Origin of the sequence: Streptomyces sp. NPDC006332 (genome assembly GCF_040612855.1) — a bacterium.
In the GTDB taxonomy this organism is placed as follows: Bacteria; Actinomycetota; Actinomycetes; order Streptomycetales; family Streptomycetaceae; genus Streptomyces.
The window spans coordinates 53,567-74,199 of sequence record NZ_JBEXRA010000001.1 but is presented as its reverse complement, the minus strand read 5'-3'; the positions used below and the strand labels follow the sequence as shown (position 1 = coordinate 74,199).

18 protein-coding genes and 3 pseudogenes are annotated in these 20,633 nt (G+C 69.5%); 6 read left to right on the top strand and 15 right to left on the bottom strand.

What is annotated here, in order from left to right; all coding sequences use genetic code 11:
* Positions 1–62: 62 nt before the first annotated feature.
* Together ABZ027_RS00340 and ABZ027_RS00335 are read left to right on the top strand one after the other, a co-directional pair.
* Positions 63–788, top strand: a pseudogene (locus ABZ027_RS00340) (PfkB family carbohydrate kinase); the annotation flags it as partial.
* Positions 789–816: 28 nt separating this feature from the next.
* On the top strand, positions 817–1,134 hold the full coding sequence (locus ABZ027_RS00335) for a PfkB family carbohydrate kinase (RefSeq protein WP_356763415.1): 318 nt from the start codon (positions 817–819) through the stop codon (positions 1,132–1,134).
* Positions 1,135–1,206: 72 nt separating this feature from the next.
* Here ABZ027_RS00335 and ABZ027_RS00330 read toward each other — a convergent pair whose 3' ends face one another.
* From ABZ027_RS00330 to ABZ027_RS00290, 9 genes are all read right to left on the bottom strand, one after another.
* A complete protein-coding gene (locus ABZ027_RS00330; protein WP_356763413.1) occupies positions 1,207–2,709 on the bottom strand; it encodes an FGGY-family carbohydrate kinase in 1,503 nt (500 codons plus the stop codon).
* A gap of 548 nt (positions 2,710–3,257) precedes the next feature.
* Positions 3,258–4,403, bottom strand: coding sequence for a Gfo/Idh/MocA family oxidoreductase (locus tag ABZ027_RS00325; RefSeq protein ID WP_356762736.1), 1,146 nt, complete (start codon positions 4,401–4,403; stop codon positions 3,258–3,260).
* Between the two features lie 45 nt (positions 4,404–4,448).
* The gene (locus ABZ027_RS00320; protein WP_356762734.1) at positions 4,449–5,144 is read right to left on the bottom strand and encodes a nitroreductase; all 696 of its coding nucleotides are present in this window, start codon (positions 5,142–5,144) and stop codon (positions 4,449–4,451) included.
* 287 nt (positions 5,145–5,431) lie between these two features.
* Positions 5,432–6,169 (bottom strand): NAD(P)-binding domain-containing protein, encoded by a 738-nt coding sequence (locus ABZ027_RS00315; protein WP_356762732.1) that lies wholly within the window; start codon positions 6,167–6,169, stop codon positions 5,432–5,434.
* Positions 6,170–6,276: 107 nt separating this feature from the next.
* Positions 6,277–6,870 carry a TetR/AcrR family transcriptional regulator gene (locus ABZ027_RS00310; protein ID WP_356762731.1) on the bottom strand — a complete coding sequence of 198 codons (594 nt, stop codon included), beginning with the start codon at positions 6,868–6,870 and terminating at the stop codon, positions 6,277–6,279.
* Positions 6,871–7,149: 279 nt separating this feature from the next.
* The gene (locus tag ABZ027_RS00305; RefSeq protein ID WP_356762729.1) at positions 7,150–7,989 is read right to left on the bottom strand and encodes a helix-turn-helix transcriptional regulator; all 840 of its coding nucleotides are present in this window, start codon (positions 7,987–7,989) and stop codon (positions 7,150–7,152) included.
* A gap of 495 nt (positions 7,990–8,484) precedes the next feature.
* Positions 8,485–9,234 (bottom strand): SDR family NAD(P)-dependent oxidoreductase, encoded by a 750-nt coding sequence (locus tag ABZ027_RS00300; RefSeq protein WP_356762727.1) that lies wholly within the window; start codon positions 9,232–9,234, stop codon positions 8,485–8,487.
* Positions 9,235–9,795: 561 nt separating this feature from the next.
* Entirely contained in the window at positions 9,796–11,136 is a 1,341-nt protein-coding gene (locus ABZ027_RS00295; RefSeq protein ID WP_356762725.1) for a cation:dicarboxylase symporter family transporter, read from the bottom strand.
* Positions 11,137–11,232: 96 nt separating this feature from the next.
* On the bottom strand, positions 11,233–12,399 hold the full coding sequence (locus ABZ027_RS00290) for a mandelate racemase/muconate lactonizing enzyme family protein (protein ID WP_356762723.1): 1,167 nt from the start codon (positions 12,397–12,399) through the stop codon (positions 11,233–11,235).
* Between the two features lie 109 nt (positions 12,400–12,508).
* On the opposite strand from ABZ027_RS00290, the gene ABZ027_RS00285 reads away from it, so the two are divergent.
* Positions 12,509–13,192 (top strand): GntR family transcriptional regulator, encoded by a 684-nt coding sequence (locus ABZ027_RS00285; RefSeq protein WP_356762721.1) that lies wholly within the window; start codon positions 12,509–12,511, stop codon positions 13,190–13,192.
* Between the two features lie 29 nt (positions 13,193–13,221).
* On the opposite strand, the pseudogene ABZ027_RS00280 reads toward ABZ027_RS00285, so the two are convergent.
* The 4 genes and pseudogenes from ABZ027_RS00280 to ABZ027_RS00265 form a co-directional block, all read right to left on the bottom strand.
* Positions 13,222–13,364 (bottom strand): annotated as a pseudogene (locus ABZ027_RS00280) (IS5/IS1182 family transposase); the annotation flags it as partial.
* Positions 13,365–13,511: 147 nt separating this feature from the next.
* Positions 13,512–13,559: pseudogene (locus ABZ027_RS00275) on the bottom strand (hypothetical protein); the annotation flags it as partial.
* A gap of 446 nt (positions 13,560–14,005) precedes the next feature.
* Positions 14,006–15,358, bottom strand: coding sequence for a class I SAM-dependent RNA methyltransferase (locus ABZ027_RS00270; protein WP_356762719.1), 1,353 nt, complete (start codon positions 15,356–15,358; stop codon positions 14,006–14,008).
* Positions 15,359–15,433: 75 nt separating this feature from the next.
* A complete protein-coding gene (locus tag ABZ027_RS00265) occupies positions 15,434–17,482 on the bottom strand; it encodes an APC family permease (RefSeq protein ID WP_356762718.1) in 2,049 nt (682 codons plus the stop codon).
* Positions 17,483–17,605: 123 nt separating this feature from the next.
* On the opposite strand from ABZ027_RS00265, the gene ABZ027_RS00260 reads away from it, so the two are divergent.
* The 3 genes from ABZ027_RS00260 to ABZ027_RS00250 all read left to right on the top strand — a co-directional run bounded on the left by ABZ027_RS00260 (position 17,606) and on the right by ABZ027_RS00250 (position 19,228).
* The gene (locus tag ABZ027_RS00260) at positions 17,606–17,740 is read left to right on the top strand and encodes a hypothetical protein (RefSeq protein ID WP_356763457.1); all 135 of its coding nucleotides are present in this window, start codon (positions 17,606–17,608) and stop codon (positions 17,738–17,740) included.
* Between the two features lie 139 nt (positions 17,741–17,879).
* Positions 17,880–18,551, top strand: a complete 672-nt coding sequence (locus tag ABZ027_RS00255; RefSeq protein ID WP_356762716.1) for a TrkA family potassium uptake protein — start codon at positions 17,880–17,882, stop codon at positions 18,549–18,551.
* The gene (locus tag ABZ027_RS00250; RefSeq protein WP_356762714.1) at positions 18,551–19,228 is read left to right on the top strand and encodes a TrkA family potassium uptake protein; all 678 of its coding nucleotides are present in this window, start codon (positions 18,551–18,553) and stop codon (positions 19,226–19,228) included. The genes ABZ027_RS00255 and ABZ027_RS00250 overlap by 1 nt, the downstream gene beginning before the upstream one ends.
* 99 nt (positions 19,229–19,327) lie before the next feature.
* Here the strand turns inward: ABZ027_RS00250 and ABZ027_RS00245 are convergent, their stop codons facing one another.
* Entirely contained in the window at positions 19,328–20,089 is a 762-nt protein-coding gene (locus ABZ027_RS00245; RefSeq protein ID WP_356762712.1) for a DUF3159 domain-containing protein, read from the bottom strand.
* 3 nt (positions 20,090–20,092) lie between these two features.
* Positions 20,093–20,491 carry an OB-fold nucleic acid binding domain-containing protein gene (locus ABZ027_RS00240; RefSeq protein WP_356762710.1) on the bottom strand — a complete coding sequence of 133 codons (399 nt, stop codon included), beginning with the start codon at positions 20,489–20,491 and terminating at the stop codon, positions 20,093–20,095.
* Positions 20,492–20,633 lie beyond the last annotated feature (142 nt).

Sequence of the window (20,633 nt, the reverse complement as noted above, 5' to 3'; positions counted from 1 at the left end):
GGCCTCTCGTACGGGTTCGCCGGGACCTCGACTGAGGCGCGGCGGGTCAAGCAGGGGTGTGGATGCGTCCTTGCGGAGTCGGGCGCGTTTCGATGGCCGAATTATTAGCAGGACACTGCGCCGTTGTTAACACATCTTGCGAGAAATTCTTTTCAGACTTATCGTCAAGCGGTGGCAGCAGACCGGAACCCGCAGACCAGCCTGCCGTCGTCGTCGCCGGAGACGCGCTGGTGGACCTCACCACCGCCCGCACGGCCGACGTTGCCGCGGCGTTCCAGCCACGCCCGGGAGGCTCGTGCCTCAACATCGCCGCCGGCCCCGGCCGACTCCGAGTCCCCACGGCACTGCTCGCGCGCATCTCCGACGACCACTTCGGCGATCTCCTGCGCGCGCACCTCGCGGCCTCCGGCACCCGGCTCACCCATGCGCTGCCGGCCTTCGACCCCACCACTCTCGCCGCCGTGCATCTGCGCGAGGACGGGTCGGCCGCCTACCCCTTCCACGCGAACGGCACCGCCGACCGCGGCCTGCGCCCTGAACACCTCGCCGCTCTCCCGGACGGCGGCACGCTGCCCGCGGGGACGGCCCTGCACGTCGGGTCGCTGGGTCTGCTGCTCGAACCCCTGGCCTCCACGCTCGACGGACTGATTCGCCGGGAGGCGGGCCGGCGGCTGGTGTCCCTCGACCCGAACGTGCGGCCGGGCCTGGTCACCGACCGCGCCGCCTGTCACCGGCGGTTCGCCGAGTGGGTGGCGCTCGCCGACATGGTGAAGGCGAGCGACGAGGACCTGGCCTGGCTCCACCCCGGTGAGTCGTATGAGGGGGTGGCCGAACGCCGGCTCGCGTCCGGGGCAGGAACACGTCCTGATCACGTTCGGCTCCCGGGGCGCCTGGGCCGCCGGCCGCGACGCCCGTGTCCATGCGCCGGCCCCGGCGGTCCGGGTAGCCGACACTGTCGGAGCGGGCGATGCCTTCACCGCCGCAGTGCTCGCCCATCTGGCCGACTCAGCCGCGAAGGCGTCGACCACCTTGGCGCCGGCGAGCTTGCCCGGCTGCTGTCGTACGCCGTGGAGATCGCTGCCGACACCTGCACCCGCGCCGGTGCCCAGCCGCCGTACCGCTACGACGGCGTGACGACCCCCGTGTAGAGGCAGTGGCCATGCCTGGATGCCCGTCGCTCCCTCATGTCGTCGGCTCGCCCGGCGCTCACTCCGGAGCCTCGCGCGCGTCCAGGCGAGCCCAGACCGGTCCGAGAGCCTCCAACGCCTCTCGGTACACCGCATACGCCTCGTCGAGTACGGCGACCCGGTCGGGGCGGGGTTCGTGGCGCCTGAGTACGTGGGGGGTGGCGCGCGGGTCCGTCACGTCGTCGAGCAGTCCGACGGCTGTGGCGGCGAGCAGCGCCGCTCCCCGGGCAGCACTCTCCTGCACGTCGGTCACCACGACCGGCCGCCGTAGGGCGTCGGCGAACATCTGGCTCCATAGCGCACTGTGTGCCGCCCCGCCGGTCAGCCTGGCCGCAGCCCCGGTGATCGGCAGCTTCGAGCGGAGCGCGTCGACATGCCAGCGGTGGTTGAGGACCACGCCTTCCATCAGGGCCCGCAGCAGGTGGCCGCGGCCGTGCCAGCCGCGCAGTCCGAGGAACGTCCCGGACGCGGGATGCGGGTGCGGGGAGCCGTAGACGAACGGATGGAACAGCACCTCCGACGGACCGTCCAGGCATGCCTCGACCTCGCGGCCGATCGCCTCATGGACGCCGTACCGCTGGTCGGTCGGTGCACCGGTGACCCGCAGGAACCATTCCAGGTTCGCCACCGACGCGGGTGAGGTGGACATGGTCATCCACTGGCCCGGGCGGACGAAGTGACGGACCTGCCAGCGCGGATCGACGACCGGGCGCTCGCTGACCACCTGGTTGATGCTGAACGACCCGGCGATCAGGCACAGTTCGCCCGGCGTCGTGCCGCCGATCCCGAGCGCGGCGGCATCGACGTCATGGGCACCCGTGACAACGGGCGTGCCGGCGGTGAGCCCGGTGAGCGCCGCGGCCTCACGGGTGACGGTTCCGCTCACCGCGTCGCAGGGCAGCACGGGCGGCAGCAGGCGGGCGAGCGCGCCGAGGCCGTACAGGTCGAGCAGCTCCGGCGAGTATCCGCCGCGGCGCATGTCGGTGAACGAGGCACTGGCGTCCGTGGGATCGGTGACCACCGCGCCTGTCAGTCTCAGGCGCAGCCAGTCCTTGCAGGACAGAAGCCACCGGGCCTGCCGAAGCACTCCCGCCTCGTGGCGGGCGAGCCAGGCCAGCAGGGCGGCCGGGGAACCAGCGAACGGCACCGTGCCCGACACCTCCAGGGCGCGCGACCAGACCGGAGTGCCCCGCCACTCCACCAGCATGGGTTCGGCGCGCGTGTCCATCGCCACGATCCCGGCGCGCACCGGCCGGGCGAACTCGTCGACGGCGTACAGGCCGTCGCCGTGCCCGGCCAGTCCCACCGCGGCGACGGCTCGCCCCGCGTCCGGTCCCACCTCGGCGAGACAGGCGGCGATGGCCTGCAACGCGGTCCGCCACACCTCGTCCATATCCCTCTCCACCCAATAAGGTCGAGGGGTCTTCAGGGGCACTGTGCCGCTGCCGCGCGCCACCGCTCGGCCGGTGGCGTCGAACAACACGGCCTTGGTCACGGTATGGCCCGCGTCGACACCGAGCACCAGTTCACGTGCCACAGCTCACACTCGCCCCAGGCCGCAGGCAGTGTCCATCGCGGCGCACCGGCCGGTCGCCACGAGTCCGGCGACGAGCCGCGCCGAACGCAGCATCCCGGTCGCGCCGGAGCCCTTCGGCTGCCGCTCAGTCAATGATCCATGTCCGTGTAGCTCTTCAGGTTCGCACCCGGCAGCCGCCAGGCCCCGGGCGCGGCCCCGTAACCGCCGCTGTACTGCATGCCCAGGACCATCTGTCGGCTTGTCACGGTTGCTTCTCCAGACCACGCGCTGAAAAACGGAGAATGCCTCCGCTTACCTTCCCGAGAATACGGAGGCACCCTCCGAATTGTCAAAAGTCGTGCGTGCGCCGGGCCCGGGCCGGCCAAGTGCCTGCCCGGGCCCAGGCGCCGGATGGTTCCTGCGGGCGGAGGAACTACGGCCTGTCGAGGACTCCGGGAGTGTCATGCAGGACCACGCTCCGCTGCAGCGGAACCCGCTCATCATCCGGTCACGTCGGCAGATCCCTTCCGCCTCCTTCTGATGAACGGCCCGCGTCAGGGGGCGAGTCGGATGCGTTCGCCGGTGGTTGCGGCGCGTTCGATGCTGTCGAGGAGGCGGTGGCGGCGTACGGCGTGCCCGAAGTCGGGTGCGGTGCGGGTCCCCTCGGTCAAGTCATCGTGGAGGTCGGCGTACGCGTGGGCCAGGGCGTAGCCGGGTTCGTCGGAGCGGCCTGCAATGGAGGGGACCCGTTCGTAGGTGTCAGGGACGGCGAGTGCGGTGAGTCGGGCGTCGTTGCCGCGGGCGCCGTGCAGGGTGACGGGTGCCAGCTGCAGGTGCCCGCTGGGCGCGGTGACGATGAGATCGCCGTCGGTTCCGTTGATCTCCCAGTGGAAGTTCGTCCCGCGGGAGGAGCCTCCGCGGTAGTGGACGGAGGCGACGGCCCCGGTCTCCAGGACTCCCGTGACCACGACCTGGTCGGCCGTCGTCATGGTCGTGCTCTCGCCGGTCTCGGCGTTGGTGACGCGGGGGCGGCGGACCGCCGTGGTGGCGGTGGTCTCGGTGAACTCACCAAGGACCGTTGACAGCGCGTCGATGGTGTGTCCGAAGGGGATGGTGAGCATGGTGGCCCCGTTGTCCCGGTCGAGCAGGTACTCGCTGCCGGAGGAGAACGTGGGTCCCCAGGCACCGCCGGAGGCGATCATGCTGGTGGACAGCACCTCGCCGACGTAGCCCTCGGCGACCAAGTCGCGCGTATACCGCAGGGCAGAGCTGGCGCGGGCCTGGAGGCCCACGAAGCCGCGGACGCCCGCACGGGCGGCGAGCCCCGCCAACTCCTCCGCTTCTGCAAGGCCGTTGGCCAGGGGCCACTCGCACAGGACGTTCTTGCCCGCGTGCAGTGCCCCCTCGACGAGCCTGCGGTGGTGGGGGACCTTCACGGTCACCACCACCAAGTCCACTTCGTCGCGACGCACCAGTTCCTCAGCGCTGCCGAAGGCCAGTGGGATGCCGTACGTCTGCCCGGCGGCCCTGGCGGACTCGGCGCTGCTGGCGCTCAGCGCGCGCAGTTCGAACTTTCCCTTCAGCGCTTCCAGGGCCGGCACATGGGCGCGGGCGGCCCAGCCGCCGCGCGCGCTCAGCCCGATGATGCCGACGCCCACGGGAGATTGGAGTGGTTCGGCGGCTGAGACGGTGAATGACATGCTGGTGGGTCTTCTCTTCCTGCCGGTGACGAGCGCAGCGGGCTCTTACGCGTCGAGGATGCTGGGGGTGTCGTGCAGGACCACGCTCTGCTGCAGCGGAACCCGCTCCGTGCGGAGCGTGTTCACCGGTGCCGCCGGGTCAGCCATGCCGAAGGAGATGCCGAACAGCAGTTTGAGCTCCGCGGGGACGCCCAGGAACTCGCGGACGGTGTCGGCGTAGACGCCGAGTACGGTCTGCGGGATGCCGGCCAGCCCCCGGGCCGCCAGCGAGAGCAGGAAGTTCTGCGCGTACATGCCGATGTCACCGGCCGTCCGTACCCCGTCGCCGAGCGCCGGCATGAACAGGAAGGCGGCATGGGGGGCGCCGTAGAACTCCAGGTTCTCGCGGACCACCACCCTCCTGCCGTGCCGGTCCGAGCGTTCGACGCCCCGGGACCGGTAGACACTCGCGCCCAGGGCCTTCGACCGGTCGAGGTAGATGCCCTCGCCGTAGCCGTCGGTGAAATCCGGGGAGGTCCGCCCTTCCTCCTCGGCCTGGAGCAGCTCTTTGGCCAGGGCGTCCCGCGCCGTACCCGAGACGACGTGCACCGTCCACGGCTGGGTGTTGCTGTTGGAGGGGGCAGTCTGTGCATCTTCCAGCACGCCGCGGATGTCCGATGGGGACAGGGCGGTGGGCAGGAACCGCCGGGGAGAGCGTCGGGAGCGTGCGAGGTCGGTGAAGGGTGATGCGGTGCCGGGCAAGGCGGTTTCCTCTCATGGCTCTGTGGCGCGTAGTCACCGCCACGGCGGCCGCGGCGCAGCGCAGTTGGGCGGCAGGCCGTGCAAGGAGGCGGCCGGCGTAAGGGCCGGGCGCGGGATGCGCCCTGCGGATGCCGGCAGGCTTGCGGATACTCGCAGGCAGCGGCGTGCCGAGGCTGCGGGCCGCAGCGCGGAGGACTGTGCGCTCTTCGTGTTCGTCTTGCGTGTTCGTGGCGTGCCGACGCCGCCGCCCTCGTGCCGTTGCGCGCACGAGAGCCGCGTCGGGCGGGTCAGCGGTGGGCGGCGCGGTTCATCTCGACGACGTCGTCGACGGTGGGGTCGGCCGGGAGAGCGGCCCTGCGCTCCATCATGCTGTCGCGGACGGCCCTGTCCTTGACCGGATCGGCCGCGGCCAAGGCGGCGGGGAGCTCGTCGAGGGTGAGCTCGGTGCAGTACGCAGGGCCCATCGGCTGCTGCCGCCAGGAGTCGGCCAGCACGCCCGCGTCGTACGGGTCGAAGCCCGTGTCGTCCACCAGACTCATGGCCACCTTCCGCGCCTCGTCAAAGTCGCCGGCGACCGGAATGGCGAGGCGGCCGGGGGTCCCCGCCGGGACGCCCCGGGTGCGCTGGGTCTCGGCCAGCGCGGCGTTCCACGCCTTGACGACGGGACGGCCGAGCTGCTCGGCGGTGTACACGCTCTCTACCTGACCGTTGTCCACCGCCTCGATCTGCCCGCTGAGGAGGCCCGGGTAGTAGTTCGAGGTGTCGATGACCACCGTCTCGTCGGGCACTGACGCGAACAGGTCCGCCAGCTGCCCCGCCACCCCGAACGGGATCGACAGGACGATCACGTCCCTGCCCTGGACCGACTCCTCCAGGGCCACCGCGCGGGCCCCGGACTCCAGCACCTCGGCCTGCACGGCCTCGGGGCCGCGGGCGTCGGCGACCTGGACGTCGTGACCGGCCGTGCTGAGCTTGGCGGCAAGATTCCCGCCGATGGCACCGGCGCCTATGACAGTAATTTTCATGATTTGCTCCTTGAGAGGTTGTACTGCCCCTGAGGGCAGTTCGATGTGATCGCTGTGTGGTGGGTGCCGCCTGGCCTGGCGGGGGTCGGAGCGGGGCGCCTGGCGGTTTACGCCTGGGTGTCCTGATGGCGGTAACCGCTCGCGATGAGCGTGCGGAGCCGGTCGAGCGACTCCTCCTCGGTGCCGTTGCCTTTGATCCAGGCGATGGAACAAGCCGCGAGGAACAGGTCGTACCCCCGCACCGACGCACGCACGCGCCCCGCGCGCTGCGCGGCCAGCACGTACTGATCGGTGGCGGTGATGAGGGTGTCGCAGGGAATCGTGAGCGGACTGTCCGGCTCCTGCGCCCGGGCCGCGGCCATGAGCGGTTCCGGAAGACCGCTGTAGGCGCTGAAGTACTCCTCCATCGCCCGCAGCCACTGCTCCAGCGCCTCGGCGGGGTCGTCGAGCTGCTCGATGTCCGCCTGGCGGGCCACCAGCTCCTCGGAGCGTGTCTGCAGCACGGCCGCCAGCAGTGCCTCCCGGGTGGGGAAGTGCCGGTACAGGGTGCCGGGCCCGACGCCCGCCTCCTTGGCCACCGCCTCGAGGGAGGTGCCGACCCCGTGCTGCAGGAAGTGACGCTGCGCGGTCTCCAGGAGGGCAGCGCGGTTGCGCTGGACGTCCGCGCGGGGCTTGCGTCCCCGCTGTTCACCGGCGCTCATGCGCCCTCCTGCCTGTCCTGATCCTGCAGCCACATCGAAACGGATGCTGCCTCCGTATGCATTCGAGAGTAAAACGGAGGCGGCATCCGGTCAAATCGGCGGCCCGGCCACGGCGCCCGGACAGCACAGGGGCCCACCTGTCTGGCCGCAGCGCGCAGAGCAAGAGCCGTGCGGAAGTGGGTGGTATCACCAGCGCCCCTGACCGAGTTCGGGACACAGGTCTCCAACTTGTTCGGCCCCTCCTGCGCCGAGCCCTGACCCGTCTCCCGGCCCAGGACGTCAGGGGGTGAGCTGCTGGTGCCCTATGACGGAGAGCAGTTCGAGTTTGCTGTGACTCTCCGTGCCGGGGCGAGTGGTCAGCACCACCAGGGTCTGGGCGCGGTTCTCGGTGAACAGGAGCTGGGCGTCGACGTCGATGCGGCCGAGTTCGGGATGGAGGATGGTCTTGCAGTCGTCGTAGCGTTGGGCGACCTCCTGAAGTCCCCACATGCGGACGAACTCGGGGCTGTGCTCCTGGAGTTCGGCGAGGATCCGGGCGGCTCGGGGGGTGTCGCTGCCCGCTGTAAGCGCGGCCCGCAGGCGCGCTGCCTGGGCACGGCCGTGGCGTTCGCGGGTCTCCTCGGGAACCATCAGACGCTCGGCCGGATCCATGAACCAGCGGTAGTAGCCGCTGCGGGCAAGACCGGTGTGCCGGGTCTGGTCGCCGAGCAGCGCCACGGCCAAGGGGTTCATCGCGAGGGTGTCGAGCAGGTCGGTCTGCACCAGGGCCGGGGAGTCGTCCAGGCGGTCCACGACCCGCATCAGCGGCGGGCTGACATGTTCGGAGCGGTGGAAGCGGGCCGGGGCGTTGTGGCCGATGAGGACGAAGAGATGGTCGCGTTCGTCCAGGGTCAGCCGCAGTGCCCGGGCGAGAGCCGTGGTGATCTGCACGGAGGGCTGCGGAGCACGTTGCTGTTCCAGCCGGGCGTAGTAGTCGGTGGACATGCCGGCGAGCTGCGCGACCTCCTCGCGGCGCAGCCCCTGGGTACGCCTGCGCGGCCCCTCGACCAGCCCGACGTCTCGGGGCCGCAACGCCTCACGCCGGTGGCGCAGGAATTCCGCCAGTTCCTTCTTGTCCATGCTCCCATCCTCGCCGTATCCCGGCCGGCTATCCAGAGACCACCGATCCATGGCTGAGCACTCCTCTCCCACCCGCGCGAAGCCGCTCATGAGGCCGACGCCGAGAGCGCTCGCGGCGGGACGACCCGACGGTCCCTCGACCTGCATGACCTGCTGGGAAATTCGCTGACCGTCGGCAGTACGCCGCAGGCCGCCGACATGGAAGACGGCCTGCGGCGACGATCCCCCGTCGACGACGCCCGAGCCTCGTCGCCCGGCCTGGCCGACACGACAATGTGCGCCAGGTCGGACGGGCGTTCGCGTGCCCGTCGGCGTTCAGGACGGAGCCGGGGCGCCTCCCGTGCGACGACCGGGGCGACGCCGAAGACGCTTCCCCTGCCGTTCCGCGTCTTCGGTGAGGCCCTCCCCGAGGCGGTCCAGTTCGCGTTCGTCCATGATCTGACCCGACAGGACCTGCCTGCGTGCCGTTGTGCCGCGTCGGTCACTACAGGTCGATCAGCTGCCGGCGATCATGGCGAGGACGTTGTCGTAGGAGCCGTTGGCCTCCGCGTCGCGGATGAACCTGGCGCCCTCGACGACAAGCTCCTTCGCGTCGGGCTTCTCTCTCAGCAGGTCGAGGGCCTGGGTGAGGAAGTCGTCCAACGGCATGGCGTGGTCGTTGTCCTGCTGGCCCAGCAGGGTCGTGCGCACGCCTGGCGGGACCACCTCGATCACCTGGACACCGACGTCGGCACCGGCGAGCTGGACGCGCAGACTCTCGGAGAAGGAGTGCAGCGCGGCCTTGGTCGCGCTGTAGGTCGGCGTGCTCGGGTACGGGACGAAGGCCAGCGCGGAGGTGACGTTCATGACGACCGCGTCGTCCTTGCCTGCGAGCAAGGGCAGGAAGGCGTACGTCATCCGGATCGTGCCGAGCAGGTTGACCGTGACGTGACCCTCGGCGACCTTGAGTTCCGCCGGGTCGAGGAGGTTCTCCCGCAGCATGATGCCGGCGTTGTTGACCAGGACGTTCAGCCCCGGGTGGCTCGCCGCCACGCTCTCGCGGGCCCGGGCGATCGAGTCGGGGTCCGTGACGTCGAGGACGAGCCCGTCGATGCCCGGGTGCTCGACCGTGATCTCGTCGAGGAGTTCCTTGCGCCGGCCGGCGACGACCACCCTGTTGCCGGCCTCGTGCAGGCGCAGGGCCAGGCCGAGGCCGATGCCCGAGGTTCCGCCGGTGATCAGGATCGTGTTGCCGGTCATCTTCATGGGGGGCTTGCTCCTTCGGTACGGCGGGCCGGTGAGCACCCGCAGCCTCGACCGTAGGGGCGCCCGCGCAGGGGCGGGAGAGGATGGTTTATCCATGGATCGGCGGTCTCTGCATGGTGGAGTGGCCCCATTCAGCGGATCCGGTGTCGCTTCGGCGTCGCGGCATCCGAGGCGGGCCCTGGACGTGGCCACACTGGTTTCCCCTTCTGACACCGGGAATTGAACAGTCCAGCCGCTCTGGGGCCCAAGCCCGTCGGTCAGCCGCACACGCGCACATCCGCCAGGCCGATCCTGGTCGGACGTGGGTACGTCGCATTGCCCGCTCAAGTGACATAGCGGAGCGCTTCGCACCATGTCTGACCAGCGGACGCCTTCGGGGATGTGGGGTGCCTGGTCAGAGACAATCCGCAAGGCGCGCCCCTTCCCCTGCCTTACCTCGGTGCTGAGACCCGGTCGCTGGGCGAACGCGCAGCCATGGAAGGAGGCTCGGATGTGCCCTGCCTTGGGCCCAGGCACTCCGTCGATATGCCGTCGAGGGGTGACTGCGCTCGACGGGCACGGCTACTTGCCCGCGCCGACCTTGGCGGTGTCCAACTCGCCCTGCGGCGGCGTGGTGGTGCGGGAGTGCAGGATCTTGCGGGCCTGTTCGGTGTCGAAGTCGTTCTCCCACTTGCCGATCACGATGGCGGCGACGGCGTTGCCGAGGACGTTGATGAAGACGCGGCCCTCGTTGAGGATGCGGTCGATGCCGACGATCAGGGAGAGGGCGGCGAGCGGGATGTGGCCGACCGCGCTGACGGTGCTGGCGAGGACGATGAACCCGCCGCCCGCAATCCCGGCGGTGCCCTTGCTGGTGAGCATCATGATGCCGACCATGATCAGCTGCTGCTGCCAGGACAGGTCGATGCCCATGGCCTGGGCCAGGAAGAGGGAGGCCATCGTGAGGTAGACCGCGGAGCCGTCCAGGTTGAAGGAGAACCCGGAGGGGATGACGATGCCGACCACGGGCCGGCCGATGCCGAGGATCTCCAGTTTGCGTACCAGCTGGGGCAGGACGGCCTCGCTGGAACAGGTGCTGAGGGCGACGAGCAGTTCGGCCTTGAGGAAGCGGATGAGGCCGAACAGGCTCAGGCGGCAGGCCCGCATGATGGCGCCGAGGACGACCAGGACGTAGACGATGCAGGTTGCGGTGAACAGGATGATGAGGTAGCCGAGTTGTTTGAGGCTCTCGGCGCCGTACGTAGCGACCACGGTGGCCAGGGCGCCGAAGGTACCCAAGGGCGCGAGCCGCATCACCCAGCCCACGATGCGGAAGACGACTTCCGACAGCGCCTTGATGCCGCGGGTCAGCGGTGCCCCTTCCTCGCCGGCCATGTTCAGGGCCACACCGAAGACGATCGAGACCATCAGCGCGGACAAGATCGCATCCCCGGTGATCGCACCCAGCAGGGAGGCGGGGATGAGGGACGAGACGAAGCCGGTGAAGGTGGCGTGCTCAGTGGCGGTCTCGGGCACGTCATCGGCGTTCAGTGACGAGGGGTCGACGTGCAGGCCGGAGCCGGGCTGGAAGATGTTGGCGACGACCAGCCCGATCAGCATGGACACCAGGGACAGCACCAGGAAGTAGCCGATCGCCTTCACACCGATCCGGCCCGCCTTGCGCAGGTTGTCCATGGAGGCGATGCCGGTGGTGACCACGCAGAAGACGACCGGGATCACGATCATCTTGACCAGCGCGATGAACCAGTCGTTGAGCGGCTTCAGGTCCTCACCCAGCCCGGGCGCGAGGATGCCGACGGCGATGCCGAGGACGGCGGCCACTACGACCTGGAACCACAGCTCCCGTATGAGACGGCTCAGCCGTGACCGCTGCGGGCGGCCGGCGGTGGTGGTGCTTGTCATCGTTGGTGCTCCCTTGCACGACGATCGTGTGTAGCCCTGTCCCGTGGGGGTCGCGGGGGACGCGACGCGGCTCGCGCGTCCGCGGTGGGGTGGCGGTCAGCTGTGCAGGGCGCGCAGCACCTTGTAGAAGGCGGCTTTGCTCTCGAAGCCGATGCCGGGGGCCTCGGTCAGGCCGACGCGGCTCTTCTCGACGACGGCGTCGTCGGCGAAGCCGCCGGTGGGCTGGAACTCGCCCGGGTAGGACTCGTTGCCGCCGAGCTTGAGGGCGGCGGCGATGTGCAGGGAGAACTGGTGCCCGCCGTGCGGGATGCAGCGCCGAGACGACCAGCCGTGCTGGCGGAGCATGTCCTGGATGCGCAGGTACTCCACCAGACCGTAAGAGAGCGCGGGGTCGACCTGGATGGTGTCGCGGTCGGGGCGCAGGCCGCCGTAGCGGATCAGGTTTCGGGCGTCCTGGAGGGAGAAGAGGTTCTCGCCGGTAGCGATGGGGCCGGTGTAGTGCTCGGCGACGGTGGCGTTGAGGTGGTAGTCGAGCGGATCGCCGATCTCCTCGTACCAGAACAGCCCGTAGGGCTCGATGGCCCGGCCGTACTCCAGGGCCGTGTTGAGGTCGAAGCGGCCGTTGACGTCGACGGCCAGCCGGGAGCCGTCACCGTCCAGGACGTCGATGACGGCCTCGATACGGCGCAGGTCCTCCGCCAGGTCGGCGCCGCCGATCTTCATCTTGACGACGTCGTAGCCCAGGTCGAGGAAGCCGCGCATCTCGTCCTGAAGGTCGGTGAGGGTCTTGCCGGGGGCGTAGTAGCCGCCGGCGGCGTAGACGAAGACGGAGTCGTCGGGCTGCCCGTCGCCGTAGCGCTCGGACAGATACCGGTACAGCGGCTTGCCCTCGATCTTGGAGGCCAGGTCGAACAGGGCCATGTCCACCACACCGACCGCCACCGAGCGCTCGCCGTGCCCGCCGGGCTTCTCGTTGTTCATCATCACGTCCCACGCCTTGGCGTGGTCCAGGCCGCCCCGCTCGTCGAGCAGGCTGTCGGGCTCGGCCTTGAGGAGGCGGGGCAGGACCCGGCGACGCAGGATCTCTCCGGCGCTGTAGCGGCCGTTGGAGTTGAAGCCGTAGCCGACCACGGGCTTGCCGTCCCGGATGGCGTCGCTCTCGATCGCCACGATCGAGCAGTCCATGGAGCTGAAGTCGATCCAGGCGTTGCGGATCGAGGAGCTGATCGGAACGACGCCCTCGTAGACGTTGGTGATCTTCACCGCGGAGCCTCTCTAATATCTTATAAGATGCGACGCCTGTTAGACTGGGCCGGTCCGATGCGGGATGTCAAGGGGTGGGGAACCTCCGGAAGGGAACGGTCAGGGGGCTATGGCAGGGCAGAACCTGTTCTTCAGCAAGAGCGACCTCGCCTACGCAGAACTCCGCGATCGGATCCTCTCCGGCACTCTCCCTGCCGGGTCACGGCTCGCCCAGTACGACCTCGCCGAGTCCCTCAACATGAGCATCACGCCCCTGCGCGAGGCCATCCGCCGCCTCAGCAGCGAAGGACTCGTCACCCTCGAAACCCACCGCGACGTCCGCGTCTCCGTCATGAACTCGAACGAAGCCCGCCAGCTTTTCGAAGTCCGCCTGTCCCTGGACCCCACCGCCGCCGAACTCGCCGCCCAGCGACGCACCGACGACGACATCGCCACCATGCAGGCCGCCGTCGACAAGCTCCTCCCCGTCACCCGCCAATGGGGGGAAGAGGCACTCACGGCCCACCGTGCCTTCCACCAGGCGCTGTACCGGGCCTCCCACAACGACGTACTCATCCGTCTCCTGGACGACCTGTGGGACAAATCCGATCGCTACCGGCGCCTCGGCCTCGAACTCCCGCCCGGCGACGAACCCCGCACCAGGGACCTACAGGAACACCACCAACTTGTCTCCCTGATCGTGGACGGCCGTGCCGCCGAAGCCGCCCAGCTGATGCGAGGCCACATCACCCACAGCCTCACCGCCACCGCCATCAGCGCCCTCGAAGACCGCGAGGGCATTCGCGTGACGTGACGCGCGGCGACCGCGCCATCGTGATCATGGCTGTCGCTGACGAGATGGACCTTCGTACTCAGGCCGCCGCAGGAACGTCCGAGCGCGTGGTCATCGGGCTCAGCCCGAAATGGCGCCCCTTTTTCCTGGCTCCGGCGGCGTGCTGGTGAGCCCGGCAGACGGTGGAGTCCACCGACACAGTCCAACCGATGTCGTCAGCACCATCGGCCGCTGCCAGGAGCGCAGCGTTCATTCCAGACCGCTCACAAACGGCTGCTCGGGTGGGCTGTGGGCGGCAAGGCGAGCCGGTGCGGTACTTCCACGCGATGGCCTCCAGGGTTCGACCATGGTTGGCCCATCGCCGACCATGGACCGGATCGGCCGGCATCAACGGCTCGATCCGGTCCCACATCGCATCAGTGATCACCCCGGACAGACACATCGGATCAACCGACGAGCAGATCAAAGAGACACGCCAGTCACTGGCCTCGGGGACGTCTTCTGACCGCTTGGTCCTACTGGCCCTGCGCCTCAACCGCGCGTCGGAAACCGCCGAGACCGACACCGCGCACGCCGAACAGGACCTTCGCGCGCTTGACAGCCAGTCGAACGAGCGCTGTGACGCCCCATCAGAAGCAGCGTCGAACGAGCGTCAAGACATCTCCTCCACCGCCCCTCACGAAGACGGGGCAGAGCACTCATTGCCCGCACCCCGCTGTTCGAAGCAGCAGGTGAGGCATGTGGAGCGAGCCTATGACGCACTCCACGCCATGGACTTCGGGAAACAGGTCGAGCACCATCGACCACACCTGAAGGACCCAAGAAAGTCGCAGGTCAGAGCCCCTTTGCAGCAGGCTCCAAAATCGCCACGCACTCCACATGATGCGTCATCGGAAACAGATCGAACGCCCGCAACGACCGCACCCGGTAACCGCCGTCCCGGAAGTACCCGATGTCCCGCGCCAGCGCCGCCGGATCGCAGGCGACGTACGCGACCCGGCGCGCTCCGAGCGACGCCAGGTGTTCGACCGTCCGCTTGCCGGCGCCCGCGCGCGGCGGGTCCAGGACGATGAGGTCGACCTCGGTGATGCCGGTGCGCGGGAGCACCGTCTCGACCTTGCCCTGTTCGATACGTACGCGGTCGAAGCCGGCCAGGTTGTGCCGGGCGTCCTCGACGGCGCGTTTGCCGGACTCGATGCCGAGTACCGCGCCCTTCTCGCCGAGGCGGTCGGCGAGGGCGCCGGCGAAGAGGCCGACGCCGCAGTACAGGTCCAGTGCCATGTCGCCCTTGCGCGGCAACAGGCCCTGCATGACCGCCTTGACGAGGGTGTCGGCGGCCTGCGGGTGAACCTGCCAGAAGCCGCCGCTGCCGACGCGGTACGTTCGGCCGTCGGCGCGCTCGCGCACGAACGCGCGGCCGTGGACGCGATGGATGCCGCCGTCGTGCTCCTCCACGCGCATGACGGAGACGGGCCGTTCGAGCTCGACGAGGGGCAGGCGGGCGCCGGGCCGGGGCTCGAGGATCACCATGCGGTCCTGGGAGCCGGTCGCGGCGATCGCGTCGACGGAGGCCATCCCGGACCAGTCGCGTTCCTCGATGCCCAGTTCGCTGACGCCCGGCGCCGCGATCATGCAGTGCTCGATGGGCTCGACCTCGTGCGAGCGGTGGCGCCGCAGTCCGGCGTTGCCGTCGGCGTCCACCGCGTACTGCACGCGGGTCCGCCACTGCGGCACCTGGCCCGCGGGGAGCTTGTCGCCCTCGGCCGGCATCACCGTGCCGTCCCAGCCGGCCTCCTCCGGCGTGAGACCGGCGAGGCGCTGCAACTGCTCGGCGACGACCTCGCCCTTGAGCCGGCGCTGGGCGCCCGGCTTGGCGTGCTGCCAGTCGCAGCCGCCGCAGCGGCCGGGGCCGGCGTAGGGGCAGGGGGCCTCGATCCGGTCCTTGGATGCGGTGACCACCGACACCGCGTCCGCGCGCAGGAACCGTGCGCCCTCCTCGCCCTCGGTCACCCGGGCGACGACCCGCTCACCGGGGAGCGTGTGCCGGACGAACAGCACCTGCCCTTCGTCGGTACGGGCGATGCAGTGGCCGCCGTGGGCGACGGGGCCGACCTCGACCTCGTACTCCTCCCCGACCAGCGACACCGCCGACGAGCCCGCCTGCGGTTTGTTCCGTTCAGCCTGCATGGCGGGGTGACTCCACAACGTCAAGAGAGATACAGCCGGACAACAGCCGACCAGTCTACGTGCTGTGCGGACAGGTCACTTCTTCGTGCTCGGTTCCTTCGGCCGCACGTTCGCCGGCCCGCGTCGCACCGCACCCGGCGCGCTCCACTCCTGCCGCCTGCGTGCCCGCTTCCTCGCGGCCTCGGACGACTCCAGCTGGTAGGGCACCGACGTCACCATGATCCCCGGGGTGAACAGCAGCCGGCCCTTGAGCCTGAGCGCGCTCTGGTTGTGCAGCAGGTGCTCGTACCAGTGCCCGACCACGTACTCCGGGATGATCACGGACACCGCGTCCCGCGGCGACTCCTTGCGCAGGCTCTTCACGTACTCGATGATCGGCCGCGTGATCTCGCGGTAGGGCGAGTCGAGCACCTTCAGCGGTACGTCTATCCCGCGCCGCTCCCACTCCTCACGCAGCGCCTTGGTCTCCGCCGGGTCGACGTTGACGCTGAGCGCCTCCAGGGTGTCCGAGCGCAGCAGCTTGGCGTACGCCAGCGCCCGCAGCGTCGGTCGGTGGATCCTGGAGATCAGGACCACCGAGTGCACCCGGGACGGCCGGACCAGGTCGTCGCTCGGGCCCTCGGGAGCGGCGATCTCCTCGGCCACCCGGTCGTAGTGCTTACGGATGGCGGTCATCGTCGCGTAGAAGATCACCATGCCGAGCAGCGCGACCCACGCGCCGTGGGTGAACTTGGTGACGAGGACGACGACCAGCACCAGGCCGGTGAAGAAGGCGCCGAAGGCGTTGATCGCCCGGGAGCGGACCATGTGACGGCGTACCGCCTGGTCCTTCTCGGTGGCCAGATGGCGGTTCCAGTGGCGGACCATGCCGGTCTGGCTGAGCGTGAACGACACGAACACGCCGACGATGTAGAGCTGGATCAGCCGGGTCGAGTCGGCGCCGTAGATCACGATGAGGAGCATGGCCGTGCCCGCCAGCAGCACGATGCCGTTGGAGAAGGCCAGGCGGTCACCGCGGGTGTGCAGCTGGCGGGGCAGGTAGCGGTCCTGGGCGAGGATCGAGCCGAGCAGCGGGAAACCGTTGTACGCGGTGTTCGCGGCCAGGAACAGCACCAGCGCGGTGGCGGCGGCGAGGATGATGAACAGGAAGCTGCCCTTGCCGAAGACCGCCTCGGCGACCTGGGAGATCACCGGGTTCTGCACATAACCGGAGCCGATCGGGCTGCCGTTGTGGACGAGGTCGGTGGCCGGGTTCTCGGCCATGCGGACCTTGGTCACCGCGGCCAGCGCGATGATGCCGCAGAACATGGTGACCGCGAGCAGGCCCATCATCGCGAGCGTGGTCGCCGCGTTCTTCGACTTGGGCTTGCGGAACGCCGGGACGCCGTTGGAGATCGCCTCGACGCCGGTGAGCGCGGCACAGCCGGAGGAGAAGGCCCGCAGCAGCAGGAAGACCAGGGCGAAGCCCGCCAGGCCCTGGTGTTCGGGCTTGATCTGGTAGTCGGCGGTCGGTGCGCGCATGGTGTCGTCGAGCACCAGCCCGCGGAAGGCACCCCACGCGATCATGAGGAAGACGCCGGTGACGAAGACGTACGTGGGAATCGCGAACAGCGTGCCCGACTCCCGGACCCCGCGCAGGTTCATCAAGGTCAGCAGCACGATCACCCCGACCGCGCAGAGCACCTTGTTCTCGACCACGAAGGGCACGGCGGAGCCGAGGTTCTCGATGCCGGAGGCGATGGACACGGCCACCGTCAGGACGTAGTCGACGAGCAGCGCGCTCGCGACCGTGAGACCTGCCTTGGGGCCGAGGTTGGTGGTGGCCACCTCGTAGTCGCCGCCGCCGCTCGGGTAGGCGTGCACGTTCTGCCGGTAGGAGGCGACCACGGTGAACATCAGCACCACGACCGCCACGGCGATCCAGGGGCTGAAGTGGTACGCCGACACGCCCGCGATGGACAGGACCAGCAGCACCTCTCCCGGCGCGTACGCCACGGAGGACAGCGGGTCGGAGGCGAAAACGGGTAGGGCGATGCGCTTCGGCAGGAGCGTTTCCCCCAGCCGATCACTGCGCAGTGCGCGCCCGATCAGGATCCGCTTGGGCACGTCGGTCAGTTTGGACACAACAGAGGATCGTAGGCCGTCGAACACGAGGCCGCCCACCCGCCACCCCTCTTCTGCCTCCCGGGTGAATTGGAGGCGGGCGCACGCTGCGGATTCCCCACCCACGACGATCCCCATGTCTATATGACAAACCCCGCCTGTCACCCCACCCTCGGAGGTTCCATGCACGCGACCGCGGAGCTGATCGGCGCCGCAGCCACCCTCGTCGGCCTCAGTATCCTGACGCTGGCGAGCGTCCGCAGCATCAGCCGCCGCTGAACCGTCCCGTAACGGGAAGGTGGGACAGCGGGCAACCGCGCAGGGGGGTGCCGCCGTCCTACCGCGCGTGTGTAGCTTTGGCCTCTGTCTGAGACCCTGATGTGGCTGAGCAGTAACTCTTGACACCGGAAGGACGGTCGTGCACATCGTCATCATGGGCTGCGGGAGAGTGGGTTCCGCTCTCGCCCAGACCCTGGAGCAACAGGGGCACACGGTCGCCGTGATCGACCATGACCCCACCGCCTTCCGACGACTGGGCTCCGGGTTCGGGGGCCGCCGCGTCACCGGCGTCGGCTTCGACCAGGACACCCTGCGCGAGGCGGGCATCGAGGAGGCCGGGGCGTTCGCCGCGGTGTCCAGCGGCGACAACTCGAACATCATCGCCGCCCGAGTGGCGCGCGAGATGTTCGGCATCGAGAACGTCGCGGCCCGGATCTACGACCCCCGGCGCGCCGAGGTCTACCAGCGCCTCGGCATCCCGACCGTGGCCACGGTCCGGTGGACGGCCGACCAGATGCTGCGCCGGCTGCTGCCCTCGGGCGCGGAGCCGCTGTGGCGCGACCCCACCGGTGGTGTGCAGCTGGCCGAGGTGCACGCCTCCGCGTCCTGGGTGGGCCAGCGGATCAGCCGGCTCCAGGAGGAGACCGGGGTACGTGTGGCGTTCCTGACCCGGCTCGGCGAGGCGATGCTGCCCTCCTCGCAGACGGTGCTGCAGGAGGGGGACCTGGTGCACGTGATGATGCGTACCGACGAGGTCGACAAGGTCGAGGCGGCGTTCGCCAAGGGTCCCGAAGAGGAGGGCGGTCACTGATGAGGGTCGCCATTGCCGGTGCCGGCGCGGTCGGACGCTCGATCGCGGGCGAACTGCTGGAGAACGGCCACGAGGTCCTTCTCATCGACAAGGCGCCGACCGCCATCTCCGTCGAGCGGGTCCCGCAGGCGGAGTGGCTGCTCGCCGACGCCTGCGAGATCACGTCCCTGGACGAGGCCGCGCTGCAGCGCTGCAACGTCGTGATCGCCGCGACCGGCGACGACAAGGTCAACCTGGTCGTCTCGCTGCTGGCGAAGACGGAGTACGGCGTCCCGCGCGTCGTCGCCCGGGTGAACAACCCGAAGAACGAGTGGCTGTTCAACGAGTCGTGGGGCGTGGACGTCGCCGTCTCGACCCCCCGCCTGATGTCGGCCCTGGTGGAGGAGGCGGTCAGCGTCGGCGACCTGGTCCGTCTGCTCCGCTTCAGCCACGGCGACGCCAACCTCGTCGAACTGACCCTGCCCGAGGAGTCGGCCCTGGCCGGCACGCAGGTGGGCGACGTGGAGTGGCCGGAGGACACCTCCCTGGTCACCATCATCCGCGGCACCCGGGTCCTCACCCCGACCCAGGAGGACTCCCTGGAGGCGGGCGACGAACTCCTCTTCGTGGCCGCGCAGGCCCGCGAGGAGCAGCTGGAGGACCTGCTGTCGGTCCGCCGGGAGGAAGCGCCGAGCTGATCCCTCGTCAGTGACGACGAGAAGGGGCGCCCTGGGAATCCAGGGCGCCCCTTTCGACTTGTCCCCGCTCTGAGCGGCCTGAGTGCTCAGAGCGGGGAGCTACGCCTCTCGGCGGTGCCGTGCCGCGCTCGGCTCGCTCCCCGCGGCGGTGGCCCTCTCCTCGGCAGCTTTCGCCTCCGCGGCCTTCTCCTCCGCCTCCATCTCCGCGAACACGTCGATGGGGGCGGGCGCCTTCGCCAGGAAGACCCAGGTCAGCCAGACGGCCAAGAGGAACGGCGGGATCTTCAGCGCGATCAGCACCCAGCCCAGCTGCGTCGTGTCGGCCCACCAGTACAGCGGGAAGAGAACCGCGCACTTGGCGAGCAGGATCAGTCCCCACGCCCAACTGGCCTTCGCGTAGGCCTTCTTGCGTCCCGGGTTGCGGGTGCGCCAGGAGAGGTTCTCCTTGAAGACGGGCCCGAGGATGAGCCCGATCAGCGGGACGCCGCACAGGGTGGTGATGATGTACGCCAGCCCGAGGCCCAGCGTGTAGAGCATGCCGGGCAGGTAGAAGTCCTTGGCGTTGCCGGTCATCATCGCGAAGACGACGCCGAAGGCCACGCCGAAGACACCGCTGAAGGCGTGCTTGACGGTGTCCCGCATCACCAGGCGGACCACGACCAGCAGCAGGGACACGCCGAGCGCGGCGATCGCCGACAGGTGCAGGTCCTTGTTGATCGTGTAGATGGTGACGAACAGCAGGCCGGGCAGCACCGTCTCGACCATGCCCCGCACGCCGCCGAACGCCTCGAACAGCGCGGCCTCCGTCACCGCCCGTGCGTCCTGCTCCGTGTCTTGGGTCGGCTTGTCGAGCGACGTCACCGGCTACTCCCTACCGAGGGGTCTCAGTTCGTACTTCGGATTGAACAGCACTCGGCGGCCACGGCTCATCGAGATCCGCCCGGAGGCGATCAGCTTGCGGCCCGGCTCTATGCCCACTATGGAGCGTCTGCCGAGCCACACCACGTCCAGGGCGGCGGTGCCGTCGAACAGCTCGGCCTCCAGAGCGGGAACTCCCGCGCGCGGCCGCAGAGTGACCGTGCGCAAGGTACCAGTAACCGTGACGACCTGGCGGTCGTGACAGTCACCGATCCGGGTGCATCCGGCGGTCGCGGCGTCCTCCCGCAGCTCCTCGGACTCGAGGTCCTCCTGCGACGAGGAAAGCCGGTCGAGCATGCGCCGGAACCGGCCCGCCGGCTTCTCGGAACGAGGAACAGGACTCATATCTGAAGCGTACCGGGGCCCACCGACAGCTACGTACCCGCGACCCCGGCCCTCGAACCGACGCCCCGGCGCCTCTCGACTCACTGCTCGAACCGGTACCCCATCCCCGGCTCCGTGATACTGCATCCCCCGGGGGACGACC